Below are 14131 nucleotides of genomic sequence, written 5' to 3'. Positions count from 1 at the left end.
CACCAGACCCGGCGCCGGGTTCCACGTTGTCCGGTGATCTCGCGGAGGTGACAACGGGATCCGGTGTTTCTGGGGTGTTCATCGGTCGGTCAGGTTGCGGCGAGTCTGGCGCAGGGCTGGCGCTGCAGGCTCGGAGACGTCCAGCACCCCGCCGAGAATCGAGGCCCGATGGATGCGATGACCAGGGAAGACGTCTGTTCCGAGTTGAGCATGATCGACGCGTCCGGACTGATCGCGCTCGCCGACGAGTGCGTCGCCGACGAACCCGACCTCATGATCACCAGGCCGCCGACCGTCGGCAGTGTGGTCACCCAGGTCCGCGAACCCGTGGCCGAGCAGCGATTCATCCTCGCCGACGCGCTCGCCTGCTCCGCCGAGGTCAGCCTGCGCGGCCACCTCGGCTGGGGGATGCGGCTGGGTTCTGACCGGCGGGCCGCGCTGGCGGCGGCGATCTGCGACGCCGAGGTCGTCTCGTCCGGCCCGTACGCGAGCCGGGTGCTCGACCTGTGCCGTGAGGGCAGGGCCCGCCGGGAGGCCGAGCGGGCCGCCGAATGGGCCCGGCTGGCTCCGTCCGTCGTCGAGTTCGAGGAGATCCCGTGACGCTGACCGCCCGCTCCACACCGACCGCCGCGCCCGGCTCCGCGTGGCCGGTGCTCCCCGCCCTGTCGCCGACGGCGTCCCAGCAGGTGTTCCGCGCCTGCCTCGGCGCGCTGGCCCGGCCCGGCACCGCGCACCGGCTGCCGACCGGCGAACTGCCCGCCCAAGTTCCTGCTGCGGCGCTGGTCCCGCTGGCCCTGACCGACCTGATGACACCGCTGACCGGTCTCGGCCGGGCGGCCGGTCTGGCCCGCCGGATCGCGACCGCGACCGGAGCCCGGTACGTCGAACCCGACCAGGCGAGGTTCGCCGTAGCGCTCGACGATGATCACGAGGAGCTGCTCCGGCTGCCCGTCGGCAGCACCTGGTCGCCCGAGTTCGGCGCCCTGCTCAGCCAGCGGGTCGCGGCCCTCGGACAGGCTCAGGGCACGGAGTTGACGCTGAGCGGGCCAGGCATCAAGGACACGACCAAGATCACGGTCACCGGGCTCAGCGGCGCGTTCCTCGCCGCGCGGGCCGAGCTGACCGCGGCGTTCCCGACCGGTGTCGACCTGGTGTTGATCACCGACGACGGGACCATGATCGGCATCCCGCGGACGACCCGGATCGAGGTCGGCTGATGTACGCGGGTACGAACAAGGGCGGCACCGAGGCGATCATCGCGGCCGAGCGGCTGGTGCTGCAGCGGCGGGCGATGCTGGACGGCATGATCACCGTCGACCAGGTGATCGAAGGCTTCCCGAGTGCCTTGGACAAGATCATGGGGGAGGGCGGGCTGTGGGATCCGCGGACCGCGGCCACCGCGTTCCTGCAGGCCGGCGGCGACTCCGCGGAGGCGGTGCACCTGCTCCGGGCGCACCGGTCGACCCTGCCGCGGCTGGCGTACTCGGAACCGGTGAATCCCCAGGAACTGGAGTTGCTGCGCCGGATCGTGCCGGCCCACCGCAAGCCGGACGGCCCGCAGCTGCTCGGCGAGACCGTCGACTACACGGCCCGCCTGCTGCACCCGCCGGACGCGCCGTGGGACAGCGAACCGCCGCTGCCGGTCGAACCGCCGGCTCCCGACGAAGAGCCGGCGGAGCCGCCGCAGGACGTACCGTTCCGCCGCTACCGCGACTACCTGGCCGACCGAGGTGTGCTGGCCGACCGCCACGGTCCCGACGACCCGGAGCCGTTCGACCTGGCTCTGGTGGCGCCGCAGCTGCCGGCCGACCGGTCGGCCCTGTTGTCCGCGATGGCGCTCGCCGAGACCGGCGGCTTGATCAACATCTGGTACCAGTCGATCATCGGCCCGGACGGCTACACCGACGAGTCGGTCACCCTCGGTGAGGTACGGCACGGCCGGGTGCCGGTCCGGGTCCGCCATCCGCACACCGGCAACCCGGTGCAGATCGGCCGGATCCGGGTGACCGAGACCGAGGCGATCACCCACCTCACCGACCGTGGCGAGGACGCCGCAAGGTTCGACGTCGGCTACGGGATGGCACTCGGCCACAACGAGCGGAAGACGATCGCGATGGCCAGTCTCGATCTGGCCGCGCACCGGTTCCGCGGCACCGACGGCGGTAGGCGGCTCGACCAGATCCTGTTGCACACCACGGACGGACTGGCCTCCTGCGGCTTCCTGGAGCATCTCAAGCTGCCGCACTACGTGACGTTCCGATCCCAGCTGGAACGGGCCGAGGCGGCCGCCGGCGAGGCCGTCCCGGCCACCGAAGCCGTGCCGCTCGAGCAAGAGGAGGAGTGCGACCATGATCACGACCACGCTTGATCGACTGATCGAGGACCGGCCGGAGGACGCGGCGCCGGTGGTGCTGGACGAACAGGCCAAGCGGGAGGTCCGGCGGGCCTGCCTGTCCGGCGTCTGCGTCCCCGGCTACATCGTCCCGTTCGGCTCCCGGGAGATGCCGGTGGCCCGCGGCTGGGGCTCCGGCGGGCTCCAGGTCACGCTCGCGATCGGCGGCCCGGACGACGCGGTCAAGGTGATCGACCAGGGCGACGAGGAGGGCGTCAACGCGGTGAACCTGCGGCGGCTGATCGCCGGCACGCTGCGCTGCCGTACCACCGCGGACACCCTGGACGCCTCGATCGTGCAGTCCCGGCACCGGGTGCCGGAGGACAAGCTGGACGCCGACGACATCCTGGTGCTGCAGGTGCCCCAGTCCGAACCGCTGCGCAAGGTGGAGAAGTCGGTGTACGAGTGCAAGCGCCGGCACGCCGAGGGCGACTACGCGAAGATGTGGGTCGGGCTCTACGAGGGCCTGGCGCAGAACGGCGTGATCAGCGGCGGGGCCGGCTACCCGGTGATGGTCCACGATCGTTATCTGATGGCGCCCAGCCCGATCCCGCGCTGGGACATCCCGCGGCTCGACGACAGTGATCATCTGACCCTGCTCAGCCACGGCCGCGACAAGAAGATCTACGCGGTGCCGCCGCACACCAAGGTCGAGCCGCTGACGTTCACCGACGTGCCGTTCGAGGTGGAGTACACGGCAGGCAGCCGGTGCGGCCTGTGCGGCTCGGACGACACCTTCATGGTCGAGACCTCCGCGGGCGACTTCATCTGCTCCGACGTCCAGTGGTGCCTCAAGGTCCGGGCCGGACAGGCCGACCATGATCATCGCGACCGGTCGCCGCTGCACCTGCTGCCGGACCCGGCCCGCCGCGTCCGCGCCACCGCCGGCGCCGAACGCCGGGTCTGGACCGCACCGCCGGCCGGCATCACGGCGCCCGGGGAGGAGTGGTCGATCAAGGTCGCCGACCTGGGCAAGACCTACCGCGGCTACCGCGGCTCGAGCGAGGTGGTCGCGGCGACCGAGGTGAGCTTCGACGTCGCGCCGGGCGAGGCGCTCGGCATCATCGGCGAGTCCGGCTCGGGCAAGTCGACCGTGATGCGCTGCCTGATCGGCGACGAGCTCGAGGCCACCGGCGAGGTCTTCCTCGGCTCGGTGGGGGAGGGCCGGACGAACATTCTCGATCTTGATCCGGCCGAGCGCCGGGGCTTGAGGATCGGTACGTTGAGCGTCGTCTACCAGGACCCGGCGGCCGGCCTCGATCTCGGCATCTCGGCCGGCGGGAACATCGCCGACCGGCTCACGGCGGCCGGCTGGCGTTCGTACCACGCGATCCGGGACCGGGCCGCCGAACTGCTGGAGCGGGTCGAGGTGCCCTTGGCGCGGATGGACGACGTGGTCGGCCAGTTCTCCGGCGGCATGCGGCAGCGGGTGCAGATCGCGAAGGCGCTCGCCACCGATCCGCAGGTACTGCTGCTGGACGAGCCGACCACCGGGCTGGACGCGTCGGTCGCGGCCGGGGTGCTGGACCTGCTCCGCGAACTGCTGGCCGAGCGGGAGATCGCGGTGGTCGTGGTCAGTCACGACTTCGCGGTGATCGACGCACTGACCGACCGGGCGCTGGTGATGCGGCAGGGCCGGGTGGTCGAGACCGGCCTGACCGACCAGCTGTTCGCCGACCCGCACCACCCGTACACCCAGCGCCTCGTCGCGGCGGCGAAGCACTGACCGGAAGGCTGAATGATCATGAAGACCCCGATCCTGACCGTCGCCGACCTGACCAAGACCTTCACCCTGCACGCGATCGGCGGCCGACGCGTGCAGTCGCTGGACACGGTGTCGTTCACTCTGGCCGCCGGCGAGCATCTCGCGATCGCCGGTGCCAGCGGGGCCGGCAAGTCCAGCCTGCTGCGCTGCCTGTACCGCAACTACCGGCCGGACTCGGGACGGGTGGTGCTGCACACCGAGACCGGTGAGCTGGAGCTGACCTCACTGCCGGACCGGCGGATGGCGCGGCTGCGGGGCCGAGAGTTCGGGTACGTTTCGCAGTTCCTGGTCGCGCCGCCCCGGCAGGGTCCGCTGCGCCTGGTCGCGGGTGCGGCCCAGCGCCGCGGGCTCGACGCCGACGCGGCCCGGGCCGCCGCAGCCGCGTCCCTCGAACTGCTCGGTCTGCCGGAACGGCTCTGGGACGTCGACTGCAGCCTGCTCTCCGGCGGCGAGCGGCAGCGGGTCAATCTCGCCGCCGGTACGGTCAGCCCGCCGCGCCTGCTGCTGCTGGACGAACCGGTCTCCGCCCTCGACCCGGCGAACCGTGCCCGCGCGCTGACCGTGATCGAGAAGCTCACCGAACAAGGGGTCAGCGTGCTCGCGGTCTACCACGATCTCGCGATCATCCGGCGGATGGCCGACCGGGTGCTGGTGCTCGACGGTGGCAGGCTGGTCGCGGACGGGCCGCCGGCCCAGGTGCTGGCGGCGGGCCATCGGGCCCTCGACGATGTGATGGAGGAGGCGTACGTATGAATTCCGCACAGACCGAACTTGATCATGAACGACGGGTGACCGGTTCCGGCTGGCCGGTGGGCGAGCCGCCCGCCTCGTACCGGATCGGCAACGCCCGGGTCGTGCTGGCCGACCGGGTCACCGAGCCGGCGACCGTGATCATCGCCGACGGGCTGATCGCGGAGGTGACCGAGCGGGTCCTGCCGTCCGACGTCGACGCCCGCGGCCGACTGCTGCTGCCGGGCCTGATCGACGTCCACAGCGATGCCCTGGAGAAGGAACGGGCACCCCGCGCGAACGCCGTTCTGCCGTGGGACTTCGCACTGAGTTCGTACGAGGCGAAGCTGGCCGCCGCCGGCGTGACGACGATCTTCCACGGGGCCGGCTTTCAGCACAAGGCGGCCGGCGGCACCGAGCGGTCCCCGGAGCGAGCCCTGGAGCTGTGCGAGGCGGTCGACGCGCACTCGTCGTCCCGAGTTGATCATCGAGTGCTGCACCGGTTCGCGGTCCGGTCCGAGGGTGGCGCCGAGTTGTTGCGGCGGCGCCTGGACTCACTGCCCGAAGGCGCGCAGCCGCTGGTCTCGCACGAGGACCACACGCCGGGCCAGGGTCAGTACGCCGATCAGCAGGTGTTGATCAAGGCGATCATGGGCGACGGCGGACTGGATCGCGACGCGGCGGAACGGCGGGTGGCGGACATCCTCACCGACGCCGAGCGGACCGAGCCGATCCGCCGGGACAACCTGGCCTGGCTGGGCGAACTGGCCCGGGCCGGCCGGATCCGGCTGCTCGGCCACGACCCGGACACCGCCGCGGCGATCGACGAACTGCACGAGCGCGGTGCGACCACGGCCGAGTTCCCGACCACGGTGGAGGCGGCGCGCCGGGCCCGCGACCTCGGCCTCACTTCCGTGGCGGGCGCGCCGAACGTGCTCCGCGGCCGGTCCCACTCCGGCAACGTCGGCGCGGCCGAGTTGATCGGGTTCGGCCTGGTCGACGCGCTGGCCTCGGACTACCTGCCGAGCGCCCTGCTCGGCGCCGTCTTCACGCTGGTCCGTTCAGGTGTCGCCGAGCTGCCGGCCGCGGCGCGGCTGGTCACGGCGGGACCGGCGGCGGTGGCCGGGCTCGAGGACCGGGGGCGGATCGCGCCGGGCCTGCTGGCCGACTTCGCCCTGGTCGACGACCGGGGTGCCGGCTGGCCGACGGTGCTGGCCACGTTCAAGAGCAGCCGATGACCGCGGAGCTGGTCCTCGGCGACGTCCATCCGGCCCTGGCCGACACCTGCCGGGCCGCCTTCGTGGCACTGGCCGAGGCCCAGCAGCGGTACGGGCGCGAGGAACTCTCCGCGGAGACCCGGATGGGCGCGGACGGTACGCCGACCATGCTGATCGACGACCTGGTGGAGCAGCGGATCCTGGCCGCGGCACGGCACCACGGGGTCAACGTGCTCAGCGAGGAGGCGGGCTTCGTCGACCTGGGCAGCGCGCTGACCCTGGTCGTCGACCCGGTCGACGGTTCGGCGAACGCGGCCGCCGGGGTGCCGCTGTCCTGCTACTCGGCGGCCCTGCTCGAGGACGGCCGTCCCGTCGAAGCGCTGACCTGCTGGCTGGAGACCGGTCGTACGATCGCGGCCAAGGTCGGCGAACCGGCGCCGTACCGGACCAGCGGTGCACGCCGGCTGGCCGGGCAGGCCCTGTCCCTGCTGCGGCCGAAGCACGGGGCCCGCGGCGACACCGCCGAAACCTGGATGGCCTTGTACCGCCGGGCCGGCCGAGTCCGGATCCTGTCGTCCAGTTGTCTGGAGGCGATGCTGGTCGCGACCGGCGCCGTCGACGCGTTCGCGGATCCGGGCTCGGACACCCACCGGCTGGTCGATCTCGCGGCCGCGATGGTGATCATGCCGATCGCCGGCGGGCACGTCTGCGACGCGTTCGGCCGGCCGCTGGAATTCGATCATGATCTGACTCGGCGCTACTCGGGCGTCGTCGCCGCGACCGAGGAACTGGCCGAGGAGATCGTCGAGGTGATCAGTGGAACGGAACGGTGAGCCAGGGACTCAACTCGTAGCTGAGCAGACGCTCGTGGTTGTCCTTGGCCTCGGTGTACCAGGTGCCGAAGTTCTCGTCGTCGAAGTGCAGGCAGCGGCCGAGCAGATAGCCGACGCCGAACTCCTGCCATGAGGCGTAGCGGCGCCGCGCTTCCTGGCTGAGCTCGCGGAGGGCGTCGAACATCTCGGCCTGGGTGCAGAACCGGGTGCTCCGGCCCCAGCGCGCCATCGCCGAGGCCCGGCCGAGGTCCCACGCGGCGGTCGAGCGTACGTATCCGTCCTGCGGAAGCAGCCCGTCCTCGCGGAAGCGCCCCTCGTACCACGAGATCCGGGTGATCAGGTCGCGCCGACTCGCAATGACCTCGTCGAGCCGGGGATTCGCGCCCGGCTGAGCGGGATCACCGGACTGTGCGACGTGCTGCCGCAGCCCCGACTCGTCGTACTGGCGCCACTGGGCGGCTTCGACCGGGCCACCGAAGTGGTCGGCCAGCCGGTTGCGTGTGTCCAGCACGTCGTCCCACGCCGACGACCCGACCTCACGGTCGAGCAGCCGGCGCTGGATTTCCCGCCACTCGTCGCGGACCTTGACGTCCCACCACTTCTCCAGCAGTGCGCGCTCCGCGCTGTAGCCGTGGCCGTGGTGCTCCGTGGTGTTCCAGGCATAGCCGTTCGTGGCGCACAGCTGCGCACCGCAGGCCAGTCCGTGCAGGAGATCGCCGGGTTCGGTGGCGTTGCTCTGCCGGGTGAGGATGCGGCCGTGGTAGTAGCCCGACTGCCAGTACTCCTCGTTCAGGTCGAGCATCAGTCTGATCATGGTGTCACCGAGCTGCAGGACGTTCTGGCACGGCGTCTGCGGGTTGACCAGCAGGATGTCGACGTCTTCGAGCATCCCGGCCAGGCCGCGCAGGTTGGTGAACTCGTACACGATCTTCGGGTGCGGTCGAGGCAGCACATCCATGGTGTAGACGGACATGGCTCGCAGCCCGCTGCCCAGGTCGGTGATGATCGGCTGCCGCTGCGCCGGTTCCTCGTGGGCATGGATGATCGCCACCGGATGGTAGACACCGACGGTCGCCAGGATCGACAGGTAACCGGAGACGTCCGAGTCGTCCTTGTCCCGGTACAGCAGTCGTTCGACCGGGGTCGGTGGAAGCCAGGGGCCGTCCGCCGGCTCCTCGATGCTCGGGAGGACCTCGTCGTGGTCGTCCGCCTCGCCGACCTCGTACCCGACATCGACCAGGTCGTTGACGACGTTGACGTCGTCGAAGGAGCCGGTGCTCTCGTCTCTCGCCATTCCGCAAACCCTAGGTCCGCACCAGGTCAGGCGTCGAAACCCGGTCGGGCCTGCCGGTGGCCGGTGACCGCATGACGAGATTCCCTATTTAGCTACTGGGGATTGTGTGAAACTGGAACGGCTGCAGCTTGTTGATCATCTCTCTACCGAGAGGCAGTCCCTCCATGTCAGCTCACCCCGCTTTCGGTACCAGAAGGCCCGACCTCAGCCTGGTGCCGCCCGACCCGGAGCCCACCATCGCTCCGGACCTCTACCGCTCCGTGTTCCGGCAACGAGCCGACGGCGTGGCGGTGATCACCGCCGACGCCGGGACCGGGCCGGTCGGCTTCACCGCGACGTCGGTGGTCTCGCTCTCCCTCGAACCGGCCATGGTCTCGTTCTCGCTCGCGGCCGGCTCGTCGAGCTTCCCGGCCGTCGACCGCGCCCATCACGCCGCGATCAACTTCCTGGACGCGGACCAGTCCGGGATCGCCGTTCGCTTTGCGAGCAAGGGAATCGACCGGTTCGCCGGGCCGACGCGCTGGTCGGCGCTGCCCGACGGCACGCCGGTCCTGGACGATGCACCGAGCCGGCTGCACGGCCGGATCGCCCACCGGTTCGCGGTCGGTGATCATCACATCATCGTGCTCCGGCTGCTCACGGCGGAGGTACGGCGACCGTACCGGCCGCTGGTCTATCACGACGGCGGCTACGGCCTGGTCGTCCGCCCCGAGGACCGGACCCGGACGGAGGGCGGTCGATGATCACGCGCAGAGTCCTCGTCGCACTGGCCGGCCTGCTGCTCGCCCTGTCCGGCTGCGCCGTGGCTGCCGGCCAGCCGGCCGGCGGCTCGCTCGGCCTGGACGCGCCACTGCCGGACGAGGTCCCGGCCGGGACCAAGATCATCGTCGGCGACCCGACCACCCAGAAGGCGTTGCAGCTGTCCGGAGAGCTCGACCGCCTCCCGTTCGTCGAATGGGCCAACCTCTCCGGCGGGCCACAGACCACGGAGGCGTTCCGGGCCGGTGCCCTGGACGCCGGCTCGGTCGCCGAGATCCCGCCGATCCACGCCCGCTGGACCGGGCTGCAGACCAAGATCATCGCGTCCAGGTTCCGGGTCGACCCGCTGCACCATCCGGTGTACGAGTTCGGCGTCGCACCGGGCGTCACGGCCACCACGCTGACCGACTTCCGCGGCAAGAAGATCGCCTTCTCGCCCGGCCAGGCGCAGGGTGCACTGGTCCTCAAGGCACTCCAGAAGGCGGGGCTGACCAAGGCCGACGTCCAGCTGGTCGAACTGCCCAGCACCGGTGACGTCTACGCCAACGCGCTGGCCGCCCGCCAGGTGGACATCGCGCCGATCGGCGGCGTGCAGATCAAGCGCTATCTGGCCAAGTACGCCGGCGAGGGTGCCGCGACCGTGCAGCACGGGCTGCGGGACGACCCCGGGCACGTCTACGCCCTGGAGTCCTCGCTGACCGATCCGGGCAAGGCCGCCGCGCTGAAGGCCTATGTCGCGGCCTGGGCCCGGGCGGCGCGCTGGGTCGACGAGCACCCCGAGGAGTGGATCGAGGGCTACTACGTGGCCGACCAGGGCCTGAGTGCCGAGGACGGCCGGTGGTTGGTCGAGCGGACCGGGACGATCGAGGTGCCGTCCGATCTCGCCGACGTCTACGTACGGCATCAGGAGACGATCGACCTGCTCGCGGCGGAGACCGGCAACGATCCGCTGCGGGCCGAGGACCTGTACGACCCGCGGTTCGTCCCGGTCGCGGCCGAGGCGTTCGAGCAGGCCGGGGGTGCGTCGTGAGCGCCGACGTCCGGCTCGAGGCCCCGGCCGGCCTCGCTGCCGTACCCGAGCGCCGCGGGGCCGAGCGGCGCACGACCGCCCGCCGGCGCCGCACGACCCGGCTCGGGCTGGGTCGGCCGATCCCGTTCGCGATCGCGATCGGGCCGCTGTTGCTGCTGGCGGCCTGGGCCGCGGGCGCGGCCCTCGGCTGGATCGATCCGCGGATCCTCTCGGCGCCGTGGACCGTCGTGATCACCGCGATCGAGCTCACCGTGGACGGCCGGCTGCCGGCGAACCTGGCGACCTCCGCGGCGCGTGCCCTGACCGGGTTCGTGCTCGGCGTCACCCTCGGCCTGGTGCTGGCGCTGATCTCCGGCCTGAGCCGGGCCGGTGAGGCGCTGATCGACGGACCGGTCCAGCTCAAGCGGGCGATCCCGTCGCTGGCCCTGCTGCCGTTGTTGATCTTGTGGTTCGGCATCGGCGAGCCGATGAAGATCATCACGATCACCCTCGGCGTGTTCGTGCCGATCTACCTGCACACCCACAACGGGCTGCGCGCGATCGACAGCCGTTACGTGGAGCTGTCGCAGTCGCTGGGGCTGGGCCGAGGCGCCTTCATCCGGCAGGTCGTGCTGCCCGGCGCCCTGCCGGGATTCCTGCTGGGCTTGCGTTTCGCGGTGACCGGGGCCTGGCTGTCGCTGGTCGTGGTGGAGCAGATCAATGCCACCAGCGGGATCGGCTACATGATGGAACTGGCGCGCACGTACGGGCAGACGGACATCATCATCGTCGGACTGGTCGTGTACGGCGTGCTCGGCCTCGGGTCCGACGGCCTGGTCCGGTTGATTCAACGGAAGGGGCTGTCATGGCGACGCACGCTGGCCGACTAGATCAAGATCAGCCGGCGGTCCGGGTGACCGGCCTGACCCGCCGCTACGGTGCCCGGACCGTGCTCGACGCGGTCGACCTGTCCATCGCCGACGGCGAGTTCGTCGCCCTGATCGGGCGCAGCGGGTCCGGCAAGAGCACGCTGCTGCGGGCGCTGGCGGGACTCGACGACGACGTGGCCGGTGACGGCGGGCTGGACGTCCCGGACAAGATCTCGGTCGTCTTCCAGGACTCCCGGCTCCTGCCCTGGCAACGGGTCCTGGACAACGTCGTGCTCGGGCTGGACGACTCCCGGGCCGCGGCGGCGGTACGGGGCCGCGAGGCGCTGGCCGAGGTCGGCCTGGCCGGCCGGGAACGCGCCTGGCCGAACGAGCTCTCCGGCGGCGAGCAGCAGCGGGTGGCGCTGGCCCGCTCGCTGGTCCGGGATCCGCAGCTCCTGTTGGCCGACGAGCCGTTCGGCGCGCTGGACGCGTTGACCAGGATCAGGATGCACGACCTGCTCCGCCGGCTCTGCGAGCGCCACCGGCCGGCGGTCCTGCTGGTCACTCACGACGTCGACGAGGCGATCGTGCTGGCCGACCGGGTGATCGTGCTGGAGGCCGGCGTGATCACCGCCGAGGTCGGCATCGACGTCCCCGCGCCACGGACCGTGGCGGACCCCGCGTTCGCCCGGATCCGGGAACACCTGTTGTCGGCCCTCGGCCTGAAGGAGTCCGTCCATGTCTGATCATGAAATCGTCCCGCGCACGCTGCACCTGAACGCGTTCCTGATGAGCACCGGGCACCACGAGGCGTCCTGGCGACTGCCGGAGAGCGATCCGTACGCCAACACCGACGTCGGTCACTACCAACGGCTGGCCCGGATCGCCGAGCGCGGGAAGTTGGATTCGATCTTCTTCGCCGACTCTCCGGTGCTGCGCGGCGACGTCGGCCGGCGTCCCGCCGGTTCCCTGGAGCCGACCGTGCTGCTCACCGCGATCGCGGCCGTGACCGAGCGGATCGGCCTGATCGCCACCGCGTCCACGACCTACAACGATCCGTACAACCTGGCCCGCCGGTTCGCCTCCGTCGATCATGTCAGCGGCGGGCGGGCCGGCTGGAACGTCGTCACCACGGCCGGTCCGGAGGCGGCCCGCAACTTCGGCCTCGATGATCAGCCGGCGCACGCGGAGCGGTACCAGCGGGCGGCCGAGTTTCTCGACGTGGCGGCGCAACTGTGGGACAGCTGGGCCGACGACGCGGCGCTCGCCGACAAGGACTCCGGCGTCTGGGGCGACGCGTCCAAGATCAGGACCGTCGATCACGCCGGGCGGTTCTTCCGGGTCCGCGGGCCGCTCAACGTACCCCGGTCGCCGCAGGGGCATCCGCTGATCGTGCAGGCCGGCAGCAGCGAGGACGGCCGGAGCTTCGCGGCCCGGTACGCCGAGGCCGTGTTCACCGCCCAGCAGACGCTCGCCGACGCGCAGGACTTCTACCGCGACCTGAAGGGACGGGCGGCGGCCCTCGGCCGGGACCCGGAGCTGATCAAGATCCTGCCCGGAATCGTTCCGGTGCTCGGATCCACCGAGGCGGAGGCACAGGCGTTGGACCGGGAGCTGGACGAGTTGATCAGGCCGGAGTATGCGCGTGATCAACTCGCCAGGACGCTGCGGCTGCGTCCCGAGGAACTCGACCTGGACGCACAGCTGCCGGCGGAACTGCCCAGCGAGGACGAGATCGAGGGCGCCAAGAGCCGGTACACCTTGATCGTCAACCTGGCTCGCGCCGAGCGGCTCACGGTCCGGCAACTGATCGGGCGGCTGGGCGGCGGCCGCGGGCACCGTACCTTCACCGGTACGCCGGAGCAGGTGGCGGACGCGATCGTCGACTGGTTCGATCATGGCGCAGCGGACGGCTTCAACGTGATGCCGCCGGTGCTGCCGTCGGGGCTGGAGACCTTCGTCGACGAGGTGGTCCCGATCCTGGTCCGGCGCGGGCTGTTCCGGTCCGAGTACACCGGCCGGACCCTGCGTGATCACTACGGGCTGCCGAGACCGGCCGCCGCGACGACGGACCTGGCGGTGACCGGATGACCGGGCGCGACTTCCTCTGGTACATCCCGAACACCGTCGAGCCCGGGCACCGCGGCGACGACGTGGTGGACGGCTGGGGGTCTTTGGACCTGTCGGTGCGGCACGCCCGGGCGGTGGAGGACCACGGCTGGTCCGGAGCGCTGCTCGGGGCGGGTTGGGGTCGGCCGGACACCTTCACGGTGGCCACCGCGCTGGCGGCCCGGACCACCACGTTCCGCCCGCTGGTGGCGATCCGGCCGGGCTACTGGCAGCCGGCCCAGTTCGCCGCCGCGGCCGCAACCCTTGATCAACTCAGCGGCGGCCGGCTGTTGATCAACATCGTGACCGGCGTCGATGATCTTGCCGCGTACGGCGACGTCCACAGCGACCCGGCCCGGCGTTACGACCGCACGCTGGAGTTCCTCCGGTTGGTCCGCCGGCTCTGGCGGGAGGAAGGGGTGACGTTCCGCGGTGAGTTCTTCACCGTGGAGGGTTCGACCGTGCGGCCGGGTCCGTACGCCTCGGAGCGCGGGCCGCAACCGAGACTCTACTTCGGCGGCGCGTCACCGGCCGCCGAACGGGTTTCGGCGGTCGAGGCCGACGTCCAACTCTTCTGGGGCGAGCCGCTGGACGGGATCGCCGAACGGATCGACCGGCTCCGCGCCCTGAGCGCCGAGCTCGGCCGGGCGCACGAGCCGCTGGAGTTCGGGCTCCGGGTCACCACCGTGATCCGGCCGACGGCGGAGGAGGCGTGGCGGGTCGCGGAGGAGCGGGTCGCCGCGATGGCCGCGCGACACGGCGAGATCGGCCAGAACTGGAAGCGGGCCGTCGGTCAGCAGCGGCTCTACCAGCTCGCGGAGCGAGGCGAGGTGCTGGACAGCTGCCTGTACACGGCGCCGGGCCGGTACGGCGGCGGAGGAGCCGGCACGACCTGGTTGGTGGGCTCGCCGGACGACGTCGCGGCCGCCCTGCACCGCTACGCCGACCTCGGCGTCAGTCACTTCGTCCTCTCCGACACCCCGTACCTCGACGAGGTCGCCCGCATCGGTGATCAACTTCTGCCGCTGCTGAAGACGCCGGCGGGCGTCGACGTGGGGTGAGCTTCGCGGGACGGTTCAGGGTCGGTCGGACCGAGGAAGGAGCTGATCCGCATCAGCCGGCTGGCAGCTCAGATTTCGAGCCGGGTCGGTCGGC

Annotated in this window: 14 protein-coding genes; 13 read left to right on the top strand and 1 reads right to left on the bottom strand. The window is 71.3% G+C overall.

Annotated elements, in window-relative coordinates; all coding sequences use genetic code 11:
• Positions 1-177 precede the first annotated feature (177 nt).
• The 7 genes from AC6CCG_RS28305 to AC6CCG_RS28275 are packed head-to-tail and all read left to right on the top strand — an operon-like array spanning position 178 to position 6936.
• Positions 178-600 (top strand): phosphonate C-P lyase system protein PhnG, encoded by a 423-nt coding sequence (locus AC6CCG_RS28305; protein WP_496658110.1) that lies wholly within the window; start codon positions 178-180, stop codon positions 598-600.
• On the top strand, positions 597-1217 hold the full coding sequence (gene phnH / locus AC6CCG_RS28300) for a phosphonate C-P lyase system protein PhnH (RefSeq protein ID WP_496658109.1): 621 nt from the start codon (positions 597-599) through the stop codon (positions 1215-1217). The genes AC6CCG_RS28305 and phnH overlap by 4 nt, the downstream gene beginning before the upstream one ends.
• The gene (locus tag AC6CCG_RS28295; RefSeq protein ID WP_496658108.1) at positions 1217-2368 is read left to right on the top strand and encodes a carbon-phosphorus lyase complex subunit PhnI; all 1152 of its coding nucleotides are present in this window, start codon (positions 1217-1219) and stop codon (positions 2366-2368) included. The genes phnH and AC6CCG_RS28295 overlap by 1 nt, the downstream gene beginning before the upstream one ends.
• Entirely contained in the window at positions 2349-4118 is a 1770-nt protein-coding gene (locus tag AC6CCG_RS28290) for an alpha-D-ribose 1-methylphosphonate 5-phosphate C-P-lyase PhnJ (protein WP_496658107.1), read from the top strand. Before AC6CCG_RS28295 ends, AC6CCG_RS28290 begins: the two co-directional genes overlap by 20 nt.
• Positions 4119-4130: 12 nt before the next feature.
• Positions 4131-4910, top strand: a complete 780-nt coding sequence (locus tag AC6CCG_RS28285) for an ATP-binding cassette domain-containing protein (protein ID WP_496658106.1) — start codon at positions 4131-4133, stop codon at positions 4908-4910.
• Positions 4907-6124 carry an alpha-D-ribose 1-methylphosphonate 5-triphosphate diphosphatase gene (locus tag AC6CCG_RS28280; protein WP_496658105.1) on the top strand — a complete coding sequence of 406 codons (1218 nt, stop codon included), beginning with the start codon at positions 4907-4909 and terminating at the stop codon, positions 6122-6124. The genes AC6CCG_RS28285 and AC6CCG_RS28280 overlap by 4 nt, the downstream gene beginning before the upstream one ends.
• Positions 6121-6936: an inositol monophosphatase family protein gene (locus tag AC6CCG_RS28275; protein WP_496658104.1), complete on the top strand. Its 816-nt coding sequence runs from the start codon at positions 6121-6123 to the stop codon at positions 6934-6936. Before AC6CCG_RS28280 ends, AC6CCG_RS28275 begins: the two co-directional genes overlap by 4 nt.
• Here AC6CCG_RS28275 and AC6CCG_RS28270 read toward each other — a convergent pair.
• Positions 6917-8230: a DUF1266 domain-containing protein gene (locus tag AC6CCG_RS28270; protein WP_496658103.1), complete on the bottom strand. Its 1314-nt coding sequence runs from the start codon at positions 8228-8230 to the stop codon at positions 6917-6919. The two genes, AC6CCG_RS28275 and AC6CCG_RS28270, sit on opposite strands and share 20 nt — an antisense overlap.
• A 164-nt stretch (positions 8231-8394) precedes the next feature.
• On the opposite strand from AC6CCG_RS28270, the gene AC6CCG_RS28265 reads away from it, so the two are divergent.
• The 6 genes from AC6CCG_RS28265 to AC6CCG_RS28240 all read left to right on the top strand — a co-directional run bounded on the left by AC6CCG_RS28265 (position 8395) and on the right by AC6CCG_RS28240 (position 14037).
• Positions 8395-8973, top strand: a complete 579-nt coding sequence (locus AC6CCG_RS28265; protein ID WP_496658102.1) for a flavin reductase family protein — start codon at positions 8395-8397, stop codon at positions 8971-8973.
• 266 nt (positions 8974-9239) lie between these two features.
• Entirely contained in the window at positions 9240-10019 is a 780-nt protein-coding gene (locus AC6CCG_RS28260) for an ABC transporter substrate-binding protein (protein WP_496658170.1), read from the top strand.
• On the top strand, positions 10016-10888 hold the full coding sequence (locus AC6CCG_RS28255; RefSeq protein WP_496658101.1) for an ABC transporter permease: 873 nt from the start codon (positions 10016-10018) through the stop codon (positions 10886-10888). The genes AC6CCG_RS28260 and AC6CCG_RS28255 overlap by 4 nt, the downstream gene beginning before the upstream one ends.
• Positions 10864-11613 carry an ABC transporter ATP-binding protein gene (locus tag AC6CCG_RS28250; RefSeq protein ID WP_496658100.1) on the top strand — a complete coding sequence of 250 codons (750 nt, stop codon included), beginning with the start codon at positions 10864-10866 and terminating at the stop codon, positions 11611-11613. Before AC6CCG_RS28255 ends, AC6CCG_RS28250 begins: the two co-directional genes overlap by 25 nt.
• Complete coding sequence (locus AC6CCG_RS28245) at positions 11606-12958, top strand: LLM class flavin-dependent oxidoreductase (RefSeq protein WP_496658099.1); 1353 nt, start codon at positions 11606-11608, stop codon at positions 12956-12958. The genes AC6CCG_RS28250 and AC6CCG_RS28245 overlap by 8 nt, the downstream gene beginning before the upstream one ends.
• Positions 12955-14037, top strand: a complete 1083-nt coding sequence (locus AC6CCG_RS28240) for an LLM class flavin-dependent oxidoreductase (protein ID WP_496658098.1) — start codon at positions 12955-12957, stop codon at positions 14035-14037. The genes AC6CCG_RS28245 and AC6CCG_RS28240 overlap by 4 nt, the downstream gene beginning before the upstream one ends.
• Positions 14038-14131 lie beyond the last annotated feature (94 nt).

The sequence above is a fragment of the Microlunatus sp. YIM B11417 genome (genome assembly GCF_059617205.1).
The sequence above is the reverse complement of the archived record's forward strand: the minus strand, read 5'-3'. Positions and strand labels throughout refer to the sequence as shown.